Origin of the sequence: Campylobacter sp. BCW_6464 (assembly GCF_001762775.1) — a bacterium.
Classification (GTDB): Bacteria; Campylobacterota; Campylobacteria; order Campylobacterales; family Campylobacteraceae; genus Campylobacter_D; species Campylobacter_D jejuni.
Genome location: NZ_MJXM01000024.1, coordinates 1 through 23,497, shown reverse-complemented (window position 1 = coordinate 23,497; position 23,497 = coordinate 1). Strand labels below are relative to the sequence as shown.

The window sequence follows — 23,497 nt, the reverse complement described above, 5'->3', positions numbered from 1 at the left end:
GGAAAAGAATGCATAAGCTGGTTGAAAATTTAGCACTAAAGTACTATGATAAAGTAGTTGATTTAAGACATCAAATTCATATGCATCCTGAGCTTGAATTTGAAGAAGAAAATACAGCTCATTTAGTGTGTAAAATTTTAGATGAGTTTGGCATTAAATATCAAAAAAATATTGCAAAAACAGGAATTTTAGCTATTATAGAAGGAAAAAAGAAGAGTCAGAAAAAACCAAAATGCGTTCTTTTAAGAGCGGATATGGATGCTTTGCCTGTACAAGAAAAAACTAATCTAAGTTATGCTTCAAAAATTGATGGTAAGATGCACGCATGTGGACATGATGGACATACAGCAGGACTTTTGGGAGCTGCTTTGATATTAAATGAGCTCAAAGATGAATTTTGTGGCACGATTAAGTTTATGTTTCAGCCCGCAGAAGAGGGAAGCGGTGGAGCTAAACCTATGATAGAATCAGGTGTATTGGAAAATCCTTATGTTGATGCGGTTTTTGGTTGTCATTTATGGGGGTCTTTGCTTGAAAATACTGCTCAAATTGTAAGTGGTGAAATGATGGCTGGAACGGATATTTTTGATTTGGAATTTATTGGCAGAGGAGGGCATGGAGCTCATCCGCACACTTGTATAGATTCTATAATTATGGCAACGCAATTTGTAAATAATATACAAAGTGTTGTTTCTAGGCGTTTAGCCCCTTATGAAGCAGGGGTGATTACCGTAGGTCAAATTTGTGCAGGAACTACTTATAATGTTATTCCTGCAAATGCTTATTTAAAAGGAACTGTGCGCTTTTTAAATGATAAAACACAAGATATTTTAAAAAGTTCTCTAGAAGAAGTAGCTGCTGCTACAGCAAAATCTAATGGTGGAGATTATAAGCTTAAATATACTAAAGAATTTCCTCCATTGATTAATGATGAAAAAGCTGCTTTAATAGCAAGAAAAGCTTTTGCAAAGGTCTTAGGAGAAGAAAATATTATTATTTCTTCTAAGCCTGACATGGGGGCTGAAGATTTTGCTTTTTTAACACGAGAAAGAATGGGGGCTTATGTATTTGTTGGAATTTCAAAGGATTTAAATCATCCAGCTTTGCATCATAGTTCTACTTTTTGTTGGGATGATGAAAATTTAAAAGTTTTAATGCAGGGTGATGTGATGATGGCTTTAGAATTTTTAAATTTATAAAATAGAATTAAAAATTCACAAAAAATTCACAAAAAATGAGTAAAATTTAATCTTGATTTTTCTTTAGGATTTGTTATTATGAAAAAGAAGATTGTTTTAATCATTTTAATTGCAATACTTGGAAGTGTTGGGGCTTATTTTATTTTTTTTAATAATGATGAAAAAATCAGCTATTTAACTCAAAAAATACAAAAAAAAGATATATCTCAAACCATAGAGGCAGTAGGAAAGGTATATGCCAAAGATCAAGTCGATGTGGGTGCTCAAGTTAGTGGACAAATTATAAAACTTTATGTTGATGTGGGAACTCATGTAAAGCAAGGTGATTTGATCGCTCAAATTGATAAAGATAAACAACAAAACGATTTAGATATTACAAAAGCTCAGCTTGAAAGTGCTAAGGCTAATTTAGAGAGTAAAAAAGTTGCCCTTGAGATTGCGAATAAGCAATATCAAAGAGAGCAAAAACTTTATGCAGCTAAAGCAAGTTCTCTTGAAAATTTAGAAACTCAAAAAAATAATTATTATACTTTAAAAGCCAATGTTGCAGAGCTTAATGCTCAAGTAGTTCAGCTTGAAATCACTCTTAAAAATGCACAAAAAGATTTAGGTTATACAACCATTACTGCTCCTATGGATGGTGTTGTGATTAATGTAGCTGTAGATGAAGGACAAACAGTTAATGCTAATCAAAACACTCCTACTATAGTCCGTATAGCTAATTTAGACGAAATGGAAGTAAGAATGGAAATAGCAGAGGCTGATGTGAGTAAGATAAAAGTAGGAACAGAGCTTGATTTTTCTTTGCTTAATGATCCTCAAAAAACTTATCATGCTAAGATTGCAAGTATAGATCCAGCTGATACTGAAGTGAGTGATTCTAGTGCAAGCTCAAGCTCATCAAGTTCGAGTTCTTCAAGCTCAAGCTCATCAAATGCTATTTATTATTACGCAAAATTTTATGTAGCCAATAAAGATGATTTTTTGCGTATTGGTATGAGTATACAAAATGAAATTGTCGTAGCAAGTGCAAAGGCTGTTTTGGCAGTGCCAACTTATGCAATTAAAAGCGATCCAAAAGGCTATTATGTTGAAATTTTGGAAAATCAAAAAGCTGTTAAAAAATATGTCAAACTTGGCATTAAAGATTCTATCAATACTCAAATTTTAGAAGGTGTAAATGAAGATGAAGAATTGATAGTAAGCTCAAGTGCTGATGGCTTAGCCACTAAAATGAAGTTGAGATTTTAATGATTTTTCTTAAAAATATTTGCAAGAATATAGGTGAAAATGCCATTTTAAAAAATGTAAGTTTAAGTATAGAAAAAGGTGAATTTGTTGCTATTATAGGACAAAGTGGAAGTGGTAAAACTTCACTTTTGAATATCATAGGAACATTAGATACGCCAAGTAGCGGAACTTATGTTTTTGATGAGTATGAAGTCACTAAACTTAATAACGATGAAAAAGCAAGATTAAGGCGTGAAAAAATAGGCTTTATATTTCAAAGATATAATCTTTTAAGCTTGCTTAGTGCTAAAGAAAATGTTTCTTTACCTGCAGTTTATGCGGGAAAAAATTTACAAGAAAGAAGTCAAAATGCTAAAAAACTCTTAAATGATTTAGAATTAGCTCACAAGTTAGATTCTAAGCCAAACGAATTAAGCGGAGGGCAGCAACAACGCGTTTCTATAGCAAGAGCTTTAATCAATGGCGGAGAGCTTATTTTGGCTGATGAACCAACGGGAGCTTTGGATAGTAAAAGCGGTATTATGGTGCTTGAAATTTTACAAAAACTTAACACACAAGGTCATACTATAGTCTTAGTAACTCACGATCCAAAAATTGCAGCACAAGCTAAAAGGGTTATAGAGATTAAAGATGGAGAAATTTTAAGCGATACTAAAAAGGAAAAAGCTCAAGAAAAACTTATTTTAAAAACAATGCCCAAAGAGAAAAAAACACTTACTTTGCTTAAAAATCAAGCCTTTGAATGTTTTAAGATAGCTTATTCTTCCATACTTGCACACAAACTTCGTTCTATTTTAACTATGCTTGGAATCATCATAGGTATTGCTTCTGTAGTTTGTGTTGTAGCTTTAGGATTAGGCTCTCAAGCTAAAGTGCTTGAGTCTATTGCAAGACTTGGGACAAATACTATTGAAATTCGCCCTGGAAAAGGATTTGGGGATTTGCGTTCGGGTAAAACAAGGCTTAATTTTAGTGATTTAGAAACATTAAGATCTTTAGAATATTTAGAAGCAGTTGATGCTCATTCAAATACTTCAGGAGTGGCAACTTATACCAATATTTCTTTAAGCGCAAGAGCTGAAGGAGTAGGGGTAAATAATTTTGCTATAGAAGGTTTAAGGATAGATGCGGGAAGAATTTTAAATAATGATGATGTAAAAAATAGTACCAATGTTGCTGTATTGGATTTTAATGCTAAAAAAAATCTTTTTCCTGATGAAAAAAGTGAAAATATTTTAGGTCGTGTGGTGCTTTTTAATTCTCAACCTTTTAAGATTATAGGAGTTTTGCAAAAAGATACAGACAAGCCTATAGAAGATAATGTAGTACGTCTTTATATACCCTATACAACACTGATGAATAAGCTTACAGGAGATAGAAATTTGCGTGAAATCATAGTTAAGGTTAAAGATGATGTGAGTTCAACTTTGGCTGAAAATGCTATTATAAGAATTTTAGAAATTAAACGCGGACAAAAGGATTTTTTTACTTTTAATTCTGACACCTTTAAGCAAGCTATTACAGCAAATAAACGCACTACAACGATACTTACAGCTTGTGTGGCTGTGATTGCTTTGATTGTTGGGGGTATAGGAGTGATGAATATCATGCTTGTTTCTGTAAGTGAAAGAACAAGAGAAATAGGCATACGCATGGCTATAGGGGCTAGAAGAGAAGATATTATGATGCAGTTTTTAATCGAAGCGGTTATGATTTGTACTATAGGGGCGATTTTAGGTGTGATTTTATCGATTTTTGTTATTTTTGCTTTTAATACTTTAAGTACTGATTTTCCTATGATTTTAAATGCCTATTCTGTGCTTTTGGGACTTTTAAGTTCTATGTTTATCGGTGTGGTTTTTGGTTTTTTCCCTGCAAGAAATGCAGCAAATTTAAATCCTATTAGTGCATTATCAAAGGAATAAAGTGAAAATAATACTTAGCATTTTTTTAGCATTTTTCTTGAGCGCTTGTGGTGCAAAACTTAGCTTGCCTAAAGAAGTTGATTTAACTCAAGAACAAATGAAAGATTTAAATCTCACTTATGATTGGTATAGATCTTATGATAATGCAAAATTAAATGAATTTCTAAATTTTGTTTTATTAAATAATAGTGATATTAATATTGCTAGAAAAACTTTGCTTTCAGCTTTGGCTAGAGCCGATTTGATTGATTATGATTTATATCCGACTTTAAGTGGAAATTTGGGTTTTGGTGCGGATAAAGATTTAAATTCAGGCAAACAAAGTAAAAATTTCAATAATTCTTTAAATTTAAGCTATGAGCTTGATATTTATGGCAAATTAAGAGATAGCGCAAGTGCGAGTGAATTTAGTGCGAAAGCAAGTGCTTATGATCTTGAAAATTTAAAAATAAGCATGATCAATACAGCTTTAAATAATGTGTTTGAGCTGGCTTATTTTAACGATGTAGATAAATTGCTTCGAGTCTATCTTTCAAATTTAGAACAAATGAAAGAGCTTTATAGCTATAAATACAAACTTGGAAAAATAGAAGAATTAGATCTTTTAAACATAGAACAAAGCTTATTAAGAGCTAAACAAAATTTATTAAGCAATGATAAAAATCGTAATTTACTCATAAAAAATTTACAAGATTTATTGGCAAAGCAAGAAGGTTTTGCCTATATAGAGTATTTTAAAACTTTATCTTTAAATGATTTTAAAACCTTAAGTCCTGATTTTAACATACCTTTAAAAGCCTTAGCATACCGTGCAGATGTGAGGTCTAAACTTAATAGCTTAAAATCAGCTTTTAAGGATTATTCTTCCATGCAAAAATCTATTTTGCCTAGCATTTCTTTAGGTGGAGCATTAAGCGGAAGTGATAAAAAAATCGATGATAGTTTTAAATTTGAAATTTTAAGTGGCAATGTTAAGATTTCTTTACCTTTCTTAGATTATGGTAGAGTAAAGCAAAATATCAAAATTTCACAATTTACTTATGAGCAACTTTTAATTTCTTATGAACAGGCTTTGCAAAGTGCGATGAACGAATTTGCATTGAATTATAAAGATTATCAAAGCGACACCTTGCTTTTGCAAAATTTGCAAAATATTAACATTAAACAAGAACTTATCGCTAAGGCGTATTATGAAAAATATATTTTAGGAAAAAGTGAATTAAAAGATTATTTGGATGCAAATAATACTTTAAATTCTACCCAGCAAGAATTTTTAAGAGCTAGATTTAATCTTTTAAAAACCATTAATTCTTACTATCAAATCATAGCTTTAAGTTTCAATGATGAAAACTTAGAATTTCCTAAGTATTAAATTTAATAATCGATGATATTTTTTAAATCCTCGAGTAACTTTTTAGCCATCAGCTCATAGCCTTTTATAGTAAGATGTACATCATTGAGCGAAAGCTTTTGTTCTATCCATTTGTTTTTTCCCCCACTATCTTGCATAAACTGATACATATCAAAGATAAGAGTTTTTTCTTCTTTAGCAACTTCATATAATGCTTTGCGTATGGTAAAAAAATCAGGAGCAAGCTTATAGTTTTTACCCTGTTTTTGAACTACGGTTGGTGGAGAGATTAGCATGATAACAGCGTTTTTATTGTAAGTTTTTAAAATGCTAATCCATTTTTTTAAATTATTTTTGAATTTTTCTTTTTCAAACCCTTTAAAGAGTGCATCATTAGAACCATAGGCGAGAATAATCAAATCGTTGTGTAAAAGTTCTAGTTCTTTTTTTACAACTGCTTGATTCCAAGAGAGCCATAAATCACTTTTGGCACCATTGATTGCAATGGTATCTAAGAAAATATTATTATCTTTATTTGTGATGAAATATCCTCCTAGCTCAGCATCCTTTTGTAAGGCTGAAATTTGCAAAGGAAGATCAAGTTCTAGTTCTTTATAAGACCATTTGTTAATTTGTGTAGTTCTTAACTCATAGCTTTGGTTTTTTGCATCTTTGATGCTAAAAGCATTGGTATTTTGCTTGGTTTTAAATAAAAATCCTATCTTGAATTTTTTTTTATCTAAGGTTGTATCAAGGTTGATTTTTGCACCTTTGATTTTTGCTTTGGCTATTATCCCACCTAGTGGAAAATTATGTCCAGCATTAGTAGGATTTCTTGAGTTTAAAATTTCAAAGTTTTTATAAGAATAAACAAGATTAAGATTTTGTTGATATTTGGGCTGTAAAGGATAGGCAAAACCTATAGAGTTAGAGCGGATTAAATATCCTCTTATGACACGCGGAAAGAAATCAGCCGCCATATGAGAATCTCCATAAATTCTAATTCCTATGTTTTGATTTTTTTCTAATTTTTTTTCTAGATTTTTAAGATCTTTTTTTGATACATAATTTGCTAAAGCAGGGTGATTTTTGTTTTGATTGAGTATGGAATCTATTGTGTCATTTGTATTTAAATTTTGTGCATAAGAGCTAGTAAAAATAATAAAAAACAATAAGATAATTTTAAATTTATTTGCTAGCATTTTCTTCCTTAAGTTTTATGTGTTCTAATAAAAGTTTAGACATTTCTCTTGCACCACTTGGGGTAAAGTGAATCCCATCATCTGTTCTTACTTTTATACTTCTATTGTTTTCATCTTTTATATAAGCTGAGTATTCATCATTGACACTAAAAAATAGTTTAGTGTTGATAAAAATTTCTTTATTTTTAAGAATTTCATTGCTGTAAATTTTATTGAGCACTTGTATTTTTTTGTTCAAATCTTCTTTTTTTACAGGAGGGATTTCAAACCAAAAAACTTTGGCTTTATGTTTTTTAGCGATTTTAATGATTTCATCTACACGATTTGTATAAATATCTATCCAAGAAGGGGAGCCAAAACGATGGTAATTTCCTCCTTTTTTAATATCCCAAGGATCATTAGCACCAAGAAGAACAACAAGATATTTAATATTTGAGTTTTTAACAAAAGCTTCATTGGTTGCTTTTGACCAGTTAAAATAGGATTTATAAGAAAGGCCTGTATTTTGTTTACTAAGATCGGTTACCTTAAGATTTAAATTTCTTAAATCTCTATTTAAGGCTATTGCAACACCTTGCATTAAAGAATCTCCGATAAATAAAAACTCATCTCCATTTTGTAGCTCTAATTTGGTATTGTCGATAAAACTAATATTTGCATCTTGGATTAAGGTTAGATTTGTTTCTTTATGAGAAGTGTTTTCATCATTTTCTAAAGTGTTTAAAACTTTATCTATTTTACTTAAGTTTTCATCTGTTGATTTACTTTCTTGATTTGTATCTTCTTCATTGGTTTGAGGCAAGGGTTCGTTGCTTAAAATTGCACGAATTTGTTCTAATTTAATTTTGAAGCCATTGGCTTCTTTTAAAAGATCATTATGAGGATAGAATGCAAAATGATATTTTTGTTCTATATAAGAGCTAATGCTCTGATTCATAACTACAACAACCAAGCCAAGTACTATAATCAAAATGAAGAAAAATCTAACTGCACTCATCTAAAAACTCGAATAAATAAAATCAGGAATTCCATCTGGCATAAAAGCAAAAACCAAAAGTAAAATAAAAGCTATGATAAAAGGTTTTAGTAAAAATGGAGTAAGGTTTAAAATCTTAATGCAATATTCTTTAAAATTAATAAATAAAGGATAGATCATAAAAAGAACCCCAAAAGCAACCAACATGTAAATATCATTATAGGATGGAATTTGGAAGAAATTATAATAACAAGCTTTAAAATATTCTATTGCATCTTCTAGATTTTTGCTATAATAAAAGAAAATCCAAGTAAAACATACAAATTGAAAGGTTAAAAATCTTCCTAAAGCTGGAATTTTTTGTAAACTAAATTTGCTTAAAGCTAGCAAATGTATAAAAACTATGCCAATGCCATGCAATAAACCCCAAACAATAAAAGCAAGTGTATTGCCATGCCATATACCTGAAAGTATAAAAGCGATGAGTATATTAACTATAGTGCGTGGCATTCCTTTTCTATTGCCCCCTAAAGGTATATAGATATAATCTCTTATAAAGGTTGAAAGACTGATATGCCATCTAGCCCAAAAATCTTTTAGATTTTTTGCAAGATAAGGCATGTTAAAGTTAGGTGGAAGGGTAAAACCTAACATTAAAGCAAAAGCACAAACTAAATCAACATATCCGCTAAAATCGCAGTATATTTGAATCGCATAGGCGTAAATTGCGCTTAAAAGTTGTATGAAATTATAAGATTGTGGAAAGTCTAAAATACTTTTAGCATAAATTCCAAGGTAATTGGCTATTAAAACTTTTTTAACTATACCAAAAACAAGCAAGATGATGATTAAATTTGCATGTTTAAATTCGCGTTTTTGATAGGCTTGTTCAAAGAAAAAAGAACTTCGCATAATAGGCCCTGAAAGTAGTGTTGGAAAAAATGATAAGAAGGTTGCTAAATTTAAAAAGCTTTCTAAACGGCGTTTTTGGTAAACTTCTACAAGATAAGTGATAGAAGTAAAGGTATAAAAACTAATTCCTATTGGAAATACTAAATCAATATTTAAAAATTCTAAACCGAAAAAATCTAATATCTCATCAATACTTCCTTTGATGCTAGGAAAGTATTTAAAAAAACATAAATTTAAAACAATAAAAGCCATACAAGTAGCGAAAATATAACGCTTGCGACGCACAAAAATAAGCAAGGCAAAATAGTGTATAAAAAAGGTGTATATAAATAAAACCAAGGCGAAATAAGGATTGATTAAAATATAAATAATATAAGAGAAAATTAAAATTAAAATATTTTGTATTTTGTAATCATTTTTAAAAGTCCAATAAATAGCAAAAAAAGCTATCATTAAGATACTAAATTCTAAAGAAAAATAAGTCATACCTTCAATCCAAAGCGAGATTTGCCCATAGTAGGGCAAAGATTATTTTTTTCTGCTTAATGCAATATTTTTGATGTATTGATCAGCTAAATAAAGTCCATTTCCGTGTTCTCCGATTAATTTAATCTTGTCAACTATACCACGGAAAAGTGCTTCTTCTTCGTGTTGTTCGCTTACATACCATTGTAAGAAATTAAAAGTAGAATAGTCTTTATGTGTTAGCATGTGTTCAACTAAAGTATTGATTGATTTTGTGATAAATTGCTCATGTTCATAGGTTTTTTCAAAAACATCAAGCAAGGATTTGAAATTTTGTTCAGGCTGTTTTACTTCTTGAAGCTCTACATGAGAATCTGTTTCATTAAGATAAGTGATAAGCTTTTTGGCATGATCGCTTTCTTCGCTTGCATGTGCAAACAAGAAGGCTCCAGCTCCATCAAGACTGTTTTCATAGCACCAAGAGCTCATACTAAGATATAAGTTCGCTGCATACATTTCTTTGTTTATTTGTTCATTGAGTAATTTTACAACTTCTTTAGAAAGCATTCTTATCTCCTTATTAAAATTTAAAATGTTTTATAATGATATATTATTTTTTTAAAAACAAGCTAAATTTTTTGATAGTTAAAAATTATATTTAAGAAAAATGCAAAATAAAAAATGTTTCCAAAATGTTTCCAAGTTTTTTTAAACTTCCATTACTTTTTTTAAAGTTAAGGAGAAAAAATGAAAAAAATTCTATCTTTAAGTGTGGCAAGTTTTGCGCTTTGTGGTGCTTTAAATGCAGCAGATTTAAAAATCGCAGGTTCATCGACTGTGTATCCTTTTACTTCTTTTGTAGCTGAAGAATACGCTTCGATTAAAAATACAAAAACTCCTATAGTAGAGAGCTTGGGAACAGGGGGTGGATTTAAGGTATTTTGCGAAGGAACTACTGATATTTCTAATGCTTCAAGACCTATGAAATTAAGTGAATTTGAAACTTGCAAAAAAGCAGGAGTAACTGATATAGTAGGGATTATGATAGGTTATGATGGTATAGTTTTAGCTCAAAATAAAACCAATGCTCCATTAAATATCACAAAAAAAGAACTTTTCTTAGCATTGGCAAAAGAAATTCCACAAAATGGAAAACTTATACCAAATCCTTATACAAACTGGAATCAAATCAATAAAAATTTACCAAATCGTAAAATTAGTGTTTATGGTCCACCATCAAGTTCAGGAACAAGAGATACTATAGAAGAGCTTGTTATGAGTGATGTGTCTAAAAAAATTCCTGAGTATAAAGGCGAGTATAAAACTTTGCGTCAAGATGGTGCTTATATCCCAAGCGGTGAAAATGATAATCTAATCGTTTCAAAACTTACTATTGATAAAGATGCTTTTGGAATTTTTGGTTATAGCTTTTTAGTGAGCAACTCAGATAAAATCAATGTCGCTACTATCGATGGTGTTACACCAAGTGAAGAAAATATTGCAGATGAAAAATACGAACTTGCAAGAAGCTTGTTTATTTATATCAATGCTAAGAAAAATCCAAAAGAAGCCTTTGATTTTGCAAAAATTTACATGAGTGATGATTTGGCAAAAAGTGGCGGAGAACTTGAAAAAATAGGACTTGTTCCTTTAAGCGATGATAAATTAAAAGCTTCTCAAAAACATATAGAAGATAGAAAAATTTTAAATGATGAGCTTGTAAAAGCTGGAAAAGTTTTTTAAGGAAAAACTTTGCTAAAAGAAAAAATAATCAAATTTGCACTTTTTTTATGTGCTTTTGTAAGCGTGATAGTAAGCTTTGCTATCATGCTTACAATTTTAATTGAAGCTTTAAAATTCTTTCAAAAAGAAAGTGTTGCTACCTTTTTATTCTCAAGTCAGTGGGCAGCTGATGCAGCTTTTATGAATGCAGATGGCACGAGCAAACAAGGTGTTTTTGGAGCGCTATCGCTTTTTTGGGGAACTTTTTATATTTCATTGATTGCTATGCTAACGGCTTTACCTTTAGGGGTTATGTGTGCTATATATTTAGGTGTTTTTGCTGGCAAAAAATCTAAAAATTACTTAAAACCTATTTTAGAAATCATTGCAGGGATTCCTACTGTTGTTTTTGGATTTTTTGCAGCTATAGTCGTAGCGCCTTTTATAGTGTGGTTTTTTTCTTTATTTGGCATACAAGCAAGTTTTCAAAGTGCTTTAGGCGCAGGTTTTATCATGGGGATCATGATAGTGCCTATAGTGGCTTCGTTATCTCAAGATTGCATTGAAGCAGTAAGCGAGAAAAGGATTAATGGCGCTTATGCTTTAGGTATGACAAAAAAAGAAGTGGTTTTTGCTGTGATTTTACCTGAGGCTATTCCTGGTATAGTTGCAGCTTGTCTTTTAGGACTTTCAAGAGCCTTAGGCGAAACTATGATAGTGGTAATGGCAGCTTCTTTGCGTCCAAATTTAACGATGAATTTTTTAGAAGATATGACAACAGTAACGGTAAAAATCGTAGAAGCTTTAAGCGGAGATCAAGCTTTTGATAGTTCTTTAGCTTTGAGTGCTTTTTCTTTAGGTTTGGTGCTTTTTATCATCACTTTAATCATCAATATGTTTAGCGTTTATCTCATCAATCGCTTTCACAAAAGGAAAAATTTATGAAAAAACTTTTTAAAAAAAGACAAAAAGCTTCAAAGTCTTTTAAAAGACTTTGTAAAATGGGGCTTTATATTAATTTAATTTTTCTTTGTATCTTTTTAGGAAGTGTGGGTTATCTTGGAATTGGAGCTTTTAAGCAAACTTATATTTTTGTAGAGGCTAATAGAAATTCTCCTGTTTATGATCTTTTATCTCGTGCTGAGCAAAGAAAAATAAGAACAGGGCAAATCACTGAAAAAACTTGGCTTTTGGCAAATTCAGAAGTGGATCAATATATGAAGCAAAAATATAATCGCCTTAGTGAAAAACAAAGAACTTTAGTCGATGATCTTGTGCAAAAAGGCGATATAGAGCTTAAATTTAATAGCAATTTCTTTTTAAATGGGGACTCAAAATCTCCTGAAAATTCAGGAATTTTATCTTCAGTTGTAGGGACTTTGCTTGTTATGCTTGTTTGTATGGTTGTGAGTGTTCCTATAGGCGTTGCAGCAGCAATTTATTTAGAAGAATTTGCACCGCAAAATTTATTTACACATTTTATAGAAGTGTGTATTAACAACCTTGCAAGTATTCCAAGTATCTTGTTTGGACTTTTAGGACTTGGAGTGTTTATCAATCTTTTTGGAATGCCTCGATCAAGTGCTTTAGTGGGTGGGCTTACTTTGGCGATCATGAGTTTACCTATTATCATTGTTTCAACCAAAGCGGCTTTAAAAAGTGTGGACATTAACATGAAAAATGCTGCTTATGCCTTAGGTATGACAAAGGTTCAAATGGTAAAAGGTATTATGTTGCCTTTGGCTATGCCTATGATTTTAACAGGTTCTATTTTGACTTTAGCTGGGGCTATAGGCGAGACTGCACCTTTGATGATTATCGGTATGATAGCATTTATCCCTGATGTAGCTAGTTCGATTTTTGATCCAACTAGCGTTTTGCCTGCTCAAATTTACTCATGGTCAGCTATGCCAGAGCGTGCATTTTTAGAAAGAACAGCAGCGGGTATTATTGTGCTTTTAGGACTTTTAGTCGTGTTAAATCTTAGTGCGATATTATTAAGAAAATATTTTCAAGGAAAATTAAAGTGATAGCAAAAACAACAAATTTAAATTTATTTTATGGAAAAAAACAAGCTTTATTTGATATCAATATGCAAATAGAACAAAACAAAATTACCGCACTCATCGGTGCTTCAGGATGCGGTAAATCCACTTTTTTGCGTTGTTTTAACAGAATGAATGATAAAATCGCAAAAATCGATGGTTTGGTAGAAATTGAAGGAAAAGATGTTAAAAATCAAGATGTAGTAGCTTTGCGTAAAAATGTAGGCATGGTTTTTCAACAACCTAATGTTTTTGTAAAAAGCATTTATGAAAATATCTCTTATGCACCAAAACTTCATGGTATGATTAAAAATAAAGATGAAGAAGAAGCTTTGGTGGTGGATTGTTTGCAAAAAGTAGGACTTTTTGAAGAGGTTAAAGATAAATTAAAGCAAAATGCTCTAGCTCTTTCAGGCGGACAACAACAACGCCTTTGTATCGCAAGAGCTTTAGCGATAAAACCTAAGCTCTTGCTTTTAGATGAGCCAACTTCCGCACTTGATCCTATTAGCTCAGGTGTTATAGAAGAGCTTTTAAAAGAATTAAGTCATAATCTTTCTATGATTATGGTAACGCATAACATGCAACAAGGCAAACGCGTGGCTGATTATACTGCATTTTTTCACCTTGGAGAGCTTATAGAATTTGGTGAAAGTAAAGAATTTTTTGAAAATCCAAAACAAGAAAAAACCAAGGCTTATCTAAGCGGTGCTTTTGGATAATAAAGCCGCTTTTTAGCGGTTTTTTATTTTAAGAAAAATTTGTTAAAATTTGCCTTTTATCTTTGTAAGGCATTAATTATGGCAAAAAAACAACTCTCTTTAACAAGGCTTAGTTTTCCTATATTTTGGGACTTGCTTTCTAAGTATTTAACCGTGATTATCAATACCGCTATGGTGTCGCATTATTCTAATTTTCTTGTCGGTGCTATGGGGGCTGGAAATCAAATTTTAGATCTTTTTATCACTATTTTTTCATTTTTAAGTGTGGGTTGTAGTGTGGTGATAGCTCAGGCTATTGGTGCAAAAGATCATGTTTTAGCAAGAAAAGTGATTCATCAAAGTTTGTTTTTAAATGCACTTTTAGGCTTTGTGTGTGGCGCGCTTATTTTATGGCATGGGAAGTATTTGCTTTATCTTTTAAAAATCCCACAAGAATTGCTCAAAGATAGTGAAATTTACTTGCATATGCTTGCAATTTGTTTGTTTTTTGATGCCATAGGAATTGTTTTAGCTGCTATTGTAAGGGTTTATAATATGGCTTATTGGGTCATGCTTATAGGCTTTTTGATGGATATAGTGGTGATTTGTGGAAATTATTATGTTTTGCATCATACAAAATCAGAACTTTTTGGAGTGGGGCTTAGTAATATTTTTGCTCGTATTGTTGCTATAGTGGCTTTACTTGTGATACTTTTTTATAAACTTAAAATTCATCTTAAAATCAAAGAAATGATAAAACTTGAAAAAGAGGTATTAAAAAAGGTTTTAAATATAGGTGGATTTTCAGCAGGGGAAAATCTTTTGTGGATAGTCCAATACACTATAGCTTTTGCTTTTGTAGCAAGCTTAGGCGAAGCAAGTTTGAGTGTGCAAACGATTTATTTTCAAATTTCAATGCTTATCATGCTTATAGGACAAGCTACAAGCATAGCTAATGAAATCATAGTAGGTAAATTAGTCGGTGCTAGATATGAAAATATCGCTTATAAACATGCTTGGCGTGCTTTGTATTTTAGTGTGGTGGCAAGTGCTTTAGTGGCACTTTTGAATTATCTTTGCCAAGATTTTACTATGCAAATTTTAGGACTTAAAGAAGAGTTAAAAAATTTAATGATACCTTTATTTGCCCTTTCAATCTTTCTTGAAATTTCACGAACTTTCAATATAGTCATGGTTAATTCCTTACGTGCAAGTGGCGATGCTAAGTTTCCATTTTTTAGCGGACTTGTTTTTATGATGGGAGTATCTTTGCCTGTGGGTTATGTGCTTTGTTTTCATTTTAATCTTGGAATTTTAGGGGTTTGGATAGGATTTTGTGCGGATGAGTTTTTGCGTGGAATGGTAAATTCATACAGATGGAAAAGCAAAAAATGGCAAGGCAAAGCTCTAGTTTAAAATCATTTACTTATAAAGATGAGTGTTATTTTTATTCTAAAAAACGCATAAAAACTTTAAGATTAAGGCTAAATGAAAGGGGTGAATTTGTTCTTAGCATTCCTTATTTTTGCACTTTTAAAAGTGTTTATGAGTTTTTAGATAAATCAAGTTCTTGGATAAATGAGGCAAAAAAAAGATTTGAAAAAAAAGTTTTAAAAGATGATGAATTAATCTTTTTAGCTAAAAAATATAAAATTATATTTGATGAAAATGCTAAAAAAACTTATTTTGATAAAGATAAAATTCTTTGTCAAAATAAAGCAAAATTAGATTTATTTTTAAGACAAAATGCCAAAAAGATTTTTACTTTTTATCTTAAAAAATGGAGCCAAAAAACAGGTTTATTTTACACGCATTTAAGCATTAAAAATATGAAAACGCGTTGGGGTTCATGTAATCACAATAAAGCTTATATTAACTTAAATTTAAAACTCATTCAAAAGAGTTTAAGGGCTATTGAATATGTGATTTTGCATGAAATAAGCCACTTAAAATTCCCCAATCACAGCAAAGAATTTTACGCTTTTATGGAGCATTTTATGAGCGATTTTAGACAAAGAGAGAAAGAATTTTTAAGTTAAAAATGTTATATTTATAGTTTATTTTTCAAAAAAGGCATAATATGACTTTGAATTTTGATTTTATTTATAATGCAGATAATAATATTTTTGAATATTTATTGCGTTTTTATGCGAAAAATTATAACTACACCCTTAGCAAAGAAGAAAATATTTATCATTTTTCTATTGATGCAGATGAAGAAAATTTAAAGACTTTTTGTGATTCTTTAAATTTCATGAGTCATAGTGTTTTTTTGAAAAAATTTGATGTAAAAGCGGGGCAGGATTTTAACCCTTGTATGTCAGAGGATAAAGAATTTTCAAGATTTTCTTATATTACTCATTTAAATTCTAATGCCTATCAAGAAAAAAAACTTTTAAACAAAAACGAGTGGGGCGTGTTTTGTGAGTGTGAATTTTCAAGCAATTTATCAGAATTTGAAAAAATCAATGAAGAAAATTTCAATACTTTTTTAAATCTTGCCTTTGATTTGTTAAGTCAAGAAAAAAAGATTTATTTAAAAGATAAAAATGGCATTTATGAATTTTCTTTGTTTAAGAACGAATTTATAGGAGATTTTTTACTTCCTTGTGATATTAAGGCTATAAATTCAGTTTTTGTTTGTTCAAATGAAAATTTAAAACTTCTTGCAAGTTTAGAAAAACCTTTGATGAAGCTAAGACTTAATGCCATGTTTAGAAAAAATCACAATCTTGATTTTAATGATTTTAAAATCAGACTTGCTAGAGATTTGTTTTGCTTTGCTTTAGGTTTAAAACTTTTTGAAAATGAATATAAATTTTTAAGCGTAAAAAAAATAGAAGAATATCAAAAAGATTTTTATATCAGTGTTTTAGATGAGCAAGTGGTGGTTTTGGAAGGCTTTGAATTTATCAATGCTAAGGCAAGAGAGCTTATTTTTTCTAAAGAAGATAAAAATATGGCAAGAATTTCTTATCTTGTAAGCCGTTATAAAGAAAAAGCTTTTATTTTAGAGCTTAGCAAAGATTATGAAGATATTTTGCTTATTAACAAAGAGCTTAATTTGCTTAAACTTTGCTTACCAAAACACAGCAAAGAACTTTATGAAGAGATTAAAAAAGATGAAATTGGTGCAAGGCTTTTAGAAAATTTTAGCAAGGAATTTCCTCTTTTAGATGAAAATTTTGAGCTTCAAAACAATTTTTATTCCTTGCTTGGCTTGGTAGGCAGAGTGCTAAATTTGGGTAAAAATTTACAAGAGAGTGCTAGTGAGCTTTTAAAAATTGCTGATGAATCAAAAATGCCTCGTGGAGTAAAGATTGATTATCGCTTGAAAGAAGATAAAAGTTTTGATTATACAAGAACTTTAAGATCTACTATGAGTTTTATGTTAGCAGGTGTGGATAGTGCTAATATCGCTTATGGAGCGGTTGAGAGTTTGGCTTATTTCTTACGTGATACTTATGATGAATTAAGAGAGAAAAAGCAAAGCGACTTAGCGCTTATAAGTGGCTCTTTGTTTGAACATAAATCTTTGCTTAAAAATACTTTAAAACATCTTAAAAATTGTCAGTTAAGCGATGTGCCACTTAGGGTATAAGATCAAAATTTCAGGCTTGGTGCAAGGGGTGGGTTTTCGCCCTTTAGTTTATGAACTAGCTTTGAAATCAAAGCTTTTTGGAGAGGTAAGAAATGATGGTTTTGGGGTAGAAATCATCCTTGCTTGTGCTCAAAAAGAATGTGAAAATTTCATAGAAAATTTAAAAAATCATCTTCCACCTTTAGCAAGAATAGATAAGCTTATAATGACGCAAATTTCTATTTCAAACTATGAGAATTTTAGCATTACTCCTTCTTTAGAGAATACAAAAAGCACGCCTATGTTAAGTGATTTTGCGCTTTGTAAGGAGTGTAAAAAAGAATTTTTTGATGAAAAAAATCCACGCTTTTTATATCCTTTTATCACTTGCACACATTGTGGGCCACGCTTTAGTATTATAAAAAGTCTTCCTTATGATAGGATTAATACTTCCATGCAAGAATTATTGATGTGTGAGTTTTGTAAAAGCGAATACGTAGATCCTAAAAATAGGCGTTTTCATGCCCAGCCCATCAGTTGTCCTAAGTGTAAAATCAATGTTTTTCTTAAAAATCCAAAGGGTGAAATTTTAGCCAAAGATCAAGAAGCTTTTATGCAAAGTGCGAAGTTTTTAAAGGAAGGTAAAATTTTAGCCATTAAAGGCATGGGCGGTTTTCATCTCATGTGCGATGCTTTTAATGAAGAAGCTTTAAAAACTCTAAGACTTAGAAAAAATCGCCCTAAAAAACCCTTTGCTTTGATGTGTAAAGATTTACAAAGTGCTAAAGAACTTGCCTTTATAGATGAAAAAGAAGAGGCTTTGCTTGGTGGGGTTTTAGCTCCTATTGTGATTTTAAAGGCAAAAAAAGCCTTTTCTTTAATCGCACCTGATGTTGATAAAATCGGTATTATGCTAGCTTATACGCCTTTACATCTTTTGCTTTTTGAGTATTTTAAAGGAAGCCTTGTGGCAACAAGTGCAAATTTAAGCGGAGAAAGTATCATTAAAGATGAGTTTAATTTGTGTCAAAAACTTGATAAAGTTTTTGATTTTTATTTGGATTATGATAGAGAAATTATCAACGCAAGTGATGATAGCATAGCTCAAGTGGTAAATGGTAAAACTATGTTTTTGCGTACTTCAAGGGGTTTAAATCCTTTTTATTTGGAAAGAAATTTTAATAAAAAAGGCACTTTTTTAGCTTTGGGTGCGGAGCTTAAAAATGAATTTGTGATTTTTTATGAAAATAAACTTTTAATTTCTCCTTATATAGGGGATTTGAAAAGTCTTGATGTACATGAGAGATTTTTTAAACTTTTAGAATTTTTTAAACAAAATTATGATTTGAAATTTGATGCGATTTTGTGCGATAAACACCCGCATTTTAGCTATGCAAAAGAATTTGAAGAAAGGATTAAAATTTCTCATCATTATGCGCATTTTTGTGCGGCTTATTTTGAATACGAAGAAAATTTTGCAAAAGATGAAAAGGCTTTAGCTTTTATTTGTGATGGAACAGGTTATGGCGAAGATGGCAAAATTTGGGGTGGAGAAGTTTTTGTAGGAAATTTAAAAGAATATGAAAGAATTGCACATTTTGAAAATTTCACTCTTATAAATAGTGATATTAAAAATATACAAAATTTGGCTCTAAGTCTTATTTTTCATTATGATTTAGAAGATAAGGCTAAGGAGTTTTTAGCAAAAATTCCAAAAATCAAACTTGAAAATCTTAAAAAAATTTATTCTCAATCTAACTTACAAACAAGCTCTTTAGGACGCATTATCGATGCTTTTGGAAGTATTGTTTTTAACTTAGAAAAAAGTTCTTATGAAGCTCAAGTTGGCTTAATGTGTGAAGCTTTTTATGATAAAAATCTTGATTTTTCTTACAAGCTTTTTGTAGAAAAAGGGCAGGTTAATTTTAAAAATTTAATCCTAGGGGCTTTGCAAGATGAAAAAACTAAGGCAATTACAGGTATGTTTAATGCCTTAGCAAATTTTATCATAGATTTTAGCAAAGATTATGATTTAAAAGTGCTTTTAAGTGGAGGAGTTTTTCAAAACAAAATCTTACTTGAAATTTTAAAAGCTAAAAATTTTGATTTTTTTGTACCTTTAAAATATCCTTGCAATGATAGCTCCATAGCCTTAGGACAAATGGTGCATTTTTTAAATTTAGAAAAATAAAGCAAATATTCTAAAAACTCATAATTTTTTAATGCTTTTAAGGTTAAAATGAAACAAAAAATATATAAGGAAAGAAAATGTGTAAAGATTGCGGCTGTTCTATAAATTCAAGCCATACGCACGATCATCATCATGATCACCACCATGAAAATCCAAGTTTAAAAGAAAGTAAAACCATAGAAGTGATTTCTAAAATTTTAAGCAAAAATGATGAAGAAGCTAAGCACAATAGGGCACATTTTAATGAAGCTAACACGCTTTGTATCAATTTAATGAGTTCTCCAGGTAGTGGAAAAACTACGCTTTTAGAAAGCACGATTAAGGCTTTGAAAAATGAGCTTAAAATCGCTGTGATTGAAGGGGATTTAGAAACCAATAATGACGCTCTAAGAGTAAAAAATGCCGGAGCTTTGGCATATCAAATCACTACAGGGCAAAGCTGCCATTTGGATGCTTTTATGGTGCATGAGGCTTTGCATCATTTGGCAATTGATGATGTGGATTTGCTTTTTATAGAAAATGTTGGAAATTTAGTTTGTCCTGCAAGCTATGATTTAGGAGAGCATTTAAATGTGGTTTTGCTTTCGGTAACCGAAGGAAGTGATAAACCGCAAAAATATCCTGTGATATTCAAAAAGGCTGATATAGTTTTAATCACAAAGGCAGATTTGGCTCATCATTTTGATTTTGATGTTAAAGAGGCGACTAGGTTGATTAAAGAATTAAATCCTAGAGCAGATATTATCACTCTTGATGCAAAAAATGGCACCAATATGGAGCTTTGGTATAAGGTGCTTAAACTTAAAAAGGAGCTTTTTTAATGTGTTTATCCATACCTTCTGAAATTTTAGAAATCGATGAGTTAAACAATGCTTTAGTGCAAACTTTAGGTGTGAAAAGAAAAGTTAATTTGGATTTGATTGATGAGCCTTTAAAACAAGGCGATTATGTCTTAATCCATGTAGGCGTTGCTATGGAAAAAATCGACAAAGAAGCTGCACTAGAAAGCATTAAAACCTATCAAGAAATAGTAGAAAAAATGAATAGCGGAGAGATAAAAAGCGATGAGGGAGATTTGGGTTTTAAATGAATTTCATCGATGAATTTAGAGATAAAGAAAGTATTTTAGCTTTAAAAAAACTCATAGAACAAGAACTTAAAAATCCTATTAACATCATGGAAATTTGCGGTGGGCATACGCATAGTATTATGAAATATGCCCTGCCTTCTATTTTGCCAAAGGAAATTAACTTCATCCATGGGCCAGGATGTCCTGTTTGTGTTATGCCAAGAGTTCGCATTGATACAGCCATTAAACTAGCCTCTATGAAAGATACGATTTTTTGCACTTTAGGAGATCTTTTAAGAGTGCCTGGAAGTGAAATTTCTTTACTGGATTTAAGAGCTAAAGGGGCTGATGTTAGAGCACTTTATTCTCCGCTTGAGGTTTTAGAAATCGCTAAGCAAAATTTAAATAAAAATATCATCTTTTTTGCTATAGGCTTTGAAACCACTACGCCTATGAGTGCTTTACTTCTTCAAAAGGTTATAGAAGAGAAAATAAATAATGTCTTTTTTCATATCAATCATATCACAGTTCCAGCACCTATAGAAGCGATTATGAATGATGAAAATGTAAAAATCAATGCTTTTTTAGGCCCTTCTCATGTGAGTGTGATTACAGGTTATGGTATTTATGAGCCTTTAGCAGCAAAGTTTAAAACCCCTATAGCAGTGAGTGGTTTTGAGCCAGTTGATATTTTAGAAAGTGTGTTAAATATCATAAAACAAAGCAATGAAGGCACTTTTAAAGTGTATAATCAATACAAAAGAGCCGTAAGTAAAGAAGGCAATGTTAAAGCGCAAAATTTAGTAAAAAAATACTTTAGAGTGTGTGATTTTGAATTTCGTGGCTTAGGACTTATTAAAGATGGAGGTTTGGAGCTAAAAGAAGAATTTAGCGCCTATGATGCAAGTAAAAAATTTGATTGTGCGGTGCAAAGTAAAAATGAAAGCAAAGCCTGTATTTGCGGACAAATTTTAAGAGGTTTGGCCAAGCCTTATGATTGTAAAGTTTTTGGTAAGGCTTGCACGCCAAGAAGTCCTATAGGAAGTTGCATGGTTTCTGGTGAGGGTGCTTGTGCGGCGTATTATAAATACTCAAAGGTGAATGTATGAAAAATATTTTCTTAGCTCACGGAGGTGGTGGAGAAGAGATGAACGAGCTTTTAACTAAGCTTTTTAAGATCTTTGATAATGAAATTTTAAACGCAAATAATGATGCGGCGATTTTAGGAAATTTGGCTTTAAGCACGGATTCTTTTGTTTTAAGTCCGATTTTTTTAGATGAAGAGGTTAATATAGGCAAACTTTGTGTTTGTGGTTCTATTAACGATGTTTTGATGGTAGGTGCTAAGCCAAAATATCTAAGCTTAGGACTTATCTTAGAAGAAGGTTTTGAGCTAGAAAAACTAGAACACATTTTAAAAAGCATTAAAGAAGAATGTGAAAAATGTGGAGTCATGTTAGTTTGTGGCGATACTAAAGTCGTTCCTAAGGGTAAAGCAGATGAAATTTATATCAACACTACGGCCCTAGGTGAAATTATTTCTAAAAAAGAAAGTAAAAATATCAAAGCAGGGCTTAGCATACTTCTTTCAGGTGATATAGGAAGGCATGGAGCTAGTGTTTTAATCAAAAGAAATGAGCTAGAAGCCGATATTAAAAGCGATTGCAAGGCTTTAGATAAAGAGGTTTTAGAGCTTTTAGAAAATGATATAAAGGTTGTAGCTATGAGAGATGCTACTCGCGGGGGGCTTAGTGCGGTTTTAAATGAGTGGGCAAAGCAAAGCGGAAATGATCTTTTAATCTTTGAAGAAAAAATCATCGTTCAAGATGAGGTTTTAGGACTTTGTGAGCTTTTTGGTTATGAAGCTTATGAGCTTGCAAATGAAGGCACTTTCATACTTTGCGTGGAAAAAGAAGATGAATTAAAAGCCTTAGAAATTCTAAAAAAATACAATGTAAATGCGAGTATTATAGGAGAAGTTTTAGAAGAGAAAAAAGCACGCGTGATTTTACAAAACGCTTATGGGGCAAAACGCTTTTTAGAAAGCCCTAAAGGCGAACTTTTACCAAGAATTTGCTAATGCACGAATTAAGTATAGTAGAATCTTTAATCGAACTTTGCGAAGAAAATGCCTTAAACAATAAGGCTTACAATGTGCAAGAAATTTATGTAAAAATCGGGCGTTTAAGCGGTATAGAAGTAGATCTTTTTAAGCGTTGTTTTGAAACTTTTAAAGAAAACTCAAATATTTGTAAAAATGCTAAACTTTTTATAGAACTTGCCCCGCTTGAAATTTTATGCTTAAAATGCGATCAAACAAGCATTTTAGAAGAAAATGTTTTTAAGTGTCCTAAATGTGAAAGTATAGAATATAAAATCACACAAGGTGAGGACTTGCATCTTATGCGACTTGTGATGAAATAATACATTGTGATACTTGGTTAAGTATAGCTAATTTATAGATAAAATATCTAAAAAATATAAAATCAAAAATTTTAAATTTTATCTAGAATATAAAAACTAAAGATGATAATTTTAAATAAAATTTATAAACACCACAAAAATATTTACAACATTTCATATAAATTTACTCCCATTAAATAAATTTTTTTATAAAATAAAATTTAAATTCAAACCATATAGTTTTATAATAATCAGTATTTAATTATACTTTAAGTTTAAATATTTTAATATTCCGCTATTTTATTTTTATATTTTATATTATTATTAAAAAATAAAAAATATGAAATTAATTTCAAAATAAATCATTTTAAATAAGGAAGGAGAAAAATATTTGAGTAAAAATATTATTTTAAGCAAGGTGTCTACGGCGGGGGGGGGGATTAAAGAACCCTGTTTAAATTCTAAAAAAATAGTTTTATCTTTAGCTACTATTTCTTTTTTGGCA

Annotated in this window: 20 protein-coding genes and 2 pseudogenes; 18 read left to right on the top strand and 4 right to left on the bottom strand. The window is 30.8% G+C overall.

The features are described from left to right. The first annotated feature begins 8 nt into the window (after positions 1-8). The 4 genes from AJ885_RS00560 to AJ885_RS00545 all read left to right on the top strand — a co-directional run bounded on the left by AJ885_RS00560 (position 9) and on the right by AJ885_RS00545 (position 5,747). The gene (locus AJ885_RS00560) at positions 9-1,199 is read left to right on the top strand and encodes a M20 family metallopeptidase (RefSeq protein ID WP_070209855.1); all 1,191 of its coding nucleotides are present in this window, start codon (positions 9-11) and stop codon (positions 1,197-1,199) included. Positions 1,200-1,277: 78 nt separating this feature from the next. Then, positions 1,278-2,450 (top strand): efflux RND transporter periplasmic adaptor subunit, encoded by a 1,173-nt coding sequence (locus AJ885_RS00555; protein ID WP_070280573.1) that lies wholly within the window; start codon positions 1,278-1,280, stop codon positions 2,448-2,450. Continuing rightward, complete coding sequence (locus AJ885_RS00550; RefSeq protein WP_002859966.1) at positions 2,450-4,375, top strand: ABC transporter permease; 1,926 nt, start codon at positions 2,450-2,452, stop codon at positions 4,373-4,375. Before AJ885_RS00555 ends, AJ885_RS00550 begins: the two co-directional genes overlap by 1 nt. 1 nt (position 4,376) lies before the next feature. Next, a complete protein-coding gene (locus AJ885_RS00545; protein ID WP_070209857.1) occupies positions 4,377-5,747 on the top strand; it encodes a TolC family protein in 1,371 nt (456 codons plus the stop codon). A gap of 2 nt (positions 5,748-5,749) precedes the next feature. Here AJ885_RS00545 and AJ885_RS00540 read toward each other — a convergent pair whose 3' ends face one another. Genes AJ885_RS00540 through ctf form a run of 4 tightly spaced genes read right to left on the bottom strand, consistent with a single transcriptional unit; the run spans position 5,750 to position 9,848 of the window. Then, entirely contained in the window at positions 5,750-6,928 is a 1,179-nt protein-coding gene (locus tag AJ885_RS00540) for an SGNH/GDSL hydrolase family protein (protein WP_070209858.1), read from the bottom strand. After that, positions 6,915-7,925: a DUF459 domain-containing protein gene (locus AJ885_RS00535; RefSeq protein WP_044780017.1), complete on the bottom strand. Its 1,011-nt coding sequence runs from the start codon at positions 7,923-7,925 to the stop codon at positions 6,915-6,917. The genes AJ885_RS00540 and AJ885_RS00535 overlap by 14 nt, the downstream gene beginning before the upstream one ends. Further along, positions 7,926-9,302, bottom strand: coding sequence for an MBOAT family O-acyltransferase (locus tag AJ885_RS00530; RefSeq protein WP_044780018.1), 1,377 nt, complete (start codon positions 9,300-9,302; stop codon positions 7,926-7,928). A 42-nt stretch (positions 9,303-9,344) separates the two neighbouring features. Further along, positions 9,345-9,848, bottom strand: coding sequence for a non-heme ferritin (gene ctf / locus AJ885_RS00525; protein WP_002852256.1), 504 nt, complete (start codon positions 9,846-9,848; stop codon positions 9,345-9,347). A 180-nt stretch (positions 9,849-10,028) separates the two neighbouring features. Between ctf and AJ885_RS00520 the strand changes: the two genes are divergently transcribed. The 14 genes and pseudogenes from AJ885_RS00520 to AJ885_RS10925 form a co-directional block, all read left to right on the top strand. Beyond that, positions 10,029-11,024, top strand: a complete 996-nt coding sequence (locus AJ885_RS00520; protein WP_070274095.1) for a substrate-binding domain-containing protein — start codon at positions 10,029-10,031, stop codon at positions 11,022-11,024. A 9-nt stretch (positions 11,025-11,033) separates the two neighbouring features. After that, on the top strand, positions 11,034-11,948 hold the full coding sequence (gene pstC / locus AJ885_RS00515; protein WP_053872560.1) for a phosphate ABC transporter permease subunit PstC: 915 nt from the start codon (positions 11,034-11,036) through the stop codon (positions 11,946-11,948). Beyond that, positions 11,945-13,033 (top strand): phosphate ABC transporter permease PstA, encoded by a 1,089-nt coding sequence (pstA, locus tag AJ885_RS00510; RefSeq protein WP_070209861.1) that lies wholly within the window; start codon positions 11,945-11,947, stop codon positions 13,031-13,033. The genes pstC and pstA overlap by 4 nt, the downstream gene beginning before the upstream one ends. Then, positions 13,030-13,770: a phosphate ABC transporter ATP-binding protein PstB gene (gene pstB, locus AJ885_RS00505; protein ID WP_002776307.1), complete on the top strand. Its 741-nt coding sequence runs from the start codon at positions 13,030-13,032 to the stop codon at positions 13,768-13,770. Before pstA ends, pstB begins: the two co-directional genes overlap by 4 nt. Positions 13,771-13,848: 78 nt before the next feature. Then, positions 13,849-15,165, top strand: a complete 1,317-nt coding sequence (locus AJ885_RS00500; RefSeq protein ID WP_032603301.1) for an MATE family efflux transporter — start codon at positions 13,849-13,851, stop codon at positions 15,163-15,165. After that, positions 15,141-15,788, top strand: coding sequence for a M48 family metallopeptidase (locus AJ885_RS00495; RefSeq protein ID WP_070274121.1), 648 nt, complete (start codon positions 15,141-15,143; stop codon positions 15,786-15,788). The genes AJ885_RS00500 and AJ885_RS00495 overlap by 25 nt, the downstream gene beginning before the upstream one ends. Before the next feature lie 41 nt (positions 15,789-15,829). Then, on the top strand, positions 15,830-17,350 hold the full coding sequence (locus tag AJ885_RS00490) for a hypothetical protein (RefSeq protein WP_070280571.1): 1,521 nt from the start codon (positions 15,830-15,832) through the stop codon (positions 17,348-17,350). Continuing rightward, a complete protein-coding gene (gene hypF / locus AJ885_RS00485; RefSeq protein WP_070209865.1) occupies positions 17,331-19,520 on the top strand; it encodes a carbamoyltransferase HypF in 2,190 nt (729 codons plus the stop codon). The genes AJ885_RS00490 and hypF overlap by 20 nt, the downstream gene beginning before the upstream one ends. A 77-nt stretch (positions 19,521-19,597) precedes the next feature. Further along, a complete protein-coding gene (hypB, locus tag AJ885_RS00480) occupies positions 19,598-20,341 on the top strand; it encodes a hydrogenase nickel incorporation protein HypB (RefSeq protein WP_070274098.1) in 744 nt (247 codons plus the stop codon). Then, positions 20,341-20,623 (top strand): annotated as a pseudogene (locus AJ885_RS00475) (HypC/HybG/HupF family hydrogenase formation chaperone). The gene hypB and the pseudogene AJ885_RS00475 overlap by 1 nt, the downstream one beginning before the upstream one ends. Beyond that, positions 20,607-21,698: a hydrogenase formation protein HypD gene (gene hypD / locus AJ885_RS00470; RefSeq protein ID WP_070280567.1), complete on the top strand. Its 1,092-nt coding sequence runs from the start codon at positions 20,607-20,609 to the stop codon at positions 21,696-21,698. Before AJ885_RS00475 ends, hypD begins: the two are co-directional and overlap by 17 nt. Continuing rightward, positions 21,695-22,669 carry a hydrogenase expression/formation protein HypE gene (gene hypE, locus AJ885_RS00465; protein ID WP_070280565.1) on the top strand — a complete coding sequence of 325 codons (975 nt, stop codon included), beginning with the start codon at positions 21,695-21,697 and terminating at the stop codon, positions 22,667-22,669. Before hypD ends, hypE begins: the two co-directional genes overlap by 4 nt. After that, positions 22,669-23,013 carry a hydrogenase maturation nickel metallochaperone HypA gene (hypA, locus tag AJ885_RS00460; protein ID WP_070210798.1) on the top strand — a complete coding sequence of 115 codons (345 nt, stop codon included), beginning with the start codon at positions 22,669-22,671 and terminating at the stop codon, positions 23,011-23,013. Before hypE ends, hypA begins: the two co-directional genes overlap by 1 nt. Positions 23,014-23,383: 370 nt before the next feature. Further along, positions 23,384-23,497 (top strand): annotated as a pseudogene (locus AJ885_RS10925) (hypothetical protein); the annotation flags it as partial.

Coding starts and splice junctions, on each gene's coding strand:
- AJ885_RS00490 (WP_070280571.1), top strand. CDS start 15,830: ATGACTTTGAATTTTGATTTTATTTATAATGCAGATAATAATATTTTT.
- AJ885_RS00550 (WP_002859966.1), top strand. CDS start 2,450: ATGATTTTTCTTAAAAATATTTGCAAGAATATAGGTGAAAATGCCATT.
- hypA (WP_070210798.1), top strand. CDS start 22,669: ATGCACGAATTAAGTATAGTAGAATCTTTAATCGAACTTTGCGAAGAA.
- AJ885_RS00535 (WP_044780017.1), bottom strand. CDS start 7,925: ATGAGTGCAGTTAGATTTTTCTTCATTTTGATTATAGTACTTGGCTTG.
- AJ885_RS00495 (WP_070274121.1), top strand. CDS start 15,141: ATGGCAAGGCAAAGCTCTAGTTTAAAATCATTTACTTATAAAGATGAG.
- hypD (WP_070280567.1), top strand. CDS start 20,607: ATGAATTTCATCGATGAATTTAGAGATAAAGAAAGTATTTTAGCTTTA.
- AJ885_RS00530 (WP_044780018.1), bottom strand. CDS start 9,302: ATGACTTATTTTTCTTTAGAATTTAGTATCTTAATGATAGCTTTTTTT.
- pstA (WP_070209861.1), top strand. CDS start 11,945: ATGAAAAAACTTTTTAAAAAAAGACAAAAAGCTTCAAAGTCTTTTAAA.
- AJ885_RS00540 (WP_070209858.1), bottom strand. CDS start 6,928: ATGCTAGCAAATAAATTTAAAATTATCTTATTGTTTTTTATTATTTTT.
- AJ885_RS00560 (WP_070209855.1), top strand. CDS start 9: ATGCATAAGCTGGTTGAAAATTTAGCACTAAAGTACTATGATAAAGTA.
- AJ885_RS00520 (WP_070274095.1), top strand. CDS start 10,029: ATGAAAAAAATTCTATCTTTAAGTGTGGCAAGTTTTGCGCTTTGTGGT.
- hypF (WP_070209865.1), top strand. CDS start 17,331: ATGTGCCACTTAGGGTATAAGATCAAAATTTCAGGCTTGGTGCAAGGG.
- hypB (WP_070274098.1), top strand. CDS start 19,598: ATGTGTAAAGATTGCGGCTGTTCTATAAATTCAAGCCATACGCACGAT.
- AJ885_RS00500 (WP_032603301.1), top strand. CDS start 13,849: ATGGCAAAAAAACAACTCTCTTTAACAAGGCTTAGTTTTCCTATATTT.
- hypE (WP_070280565.1), top strand. CDS start 21,695: ATGAAAAATATTTTCTTAGCTCACGGAGGTGGTGGAGAAGAGATGAAC.
- AJ885_RS00555 (WP_070280573.1), top strand. CDS start 1,278: ATGAAAAAGAAGATTGTTTTAATCATTTTAATTGCAATACTTGGAAGT.
- ctf (WP_002852256.1), bottom strand. CDS start 9,848: ATGCTTTCTAAAGAAGTTGTAAAATTACTCAATGAACAAATAAACAAA.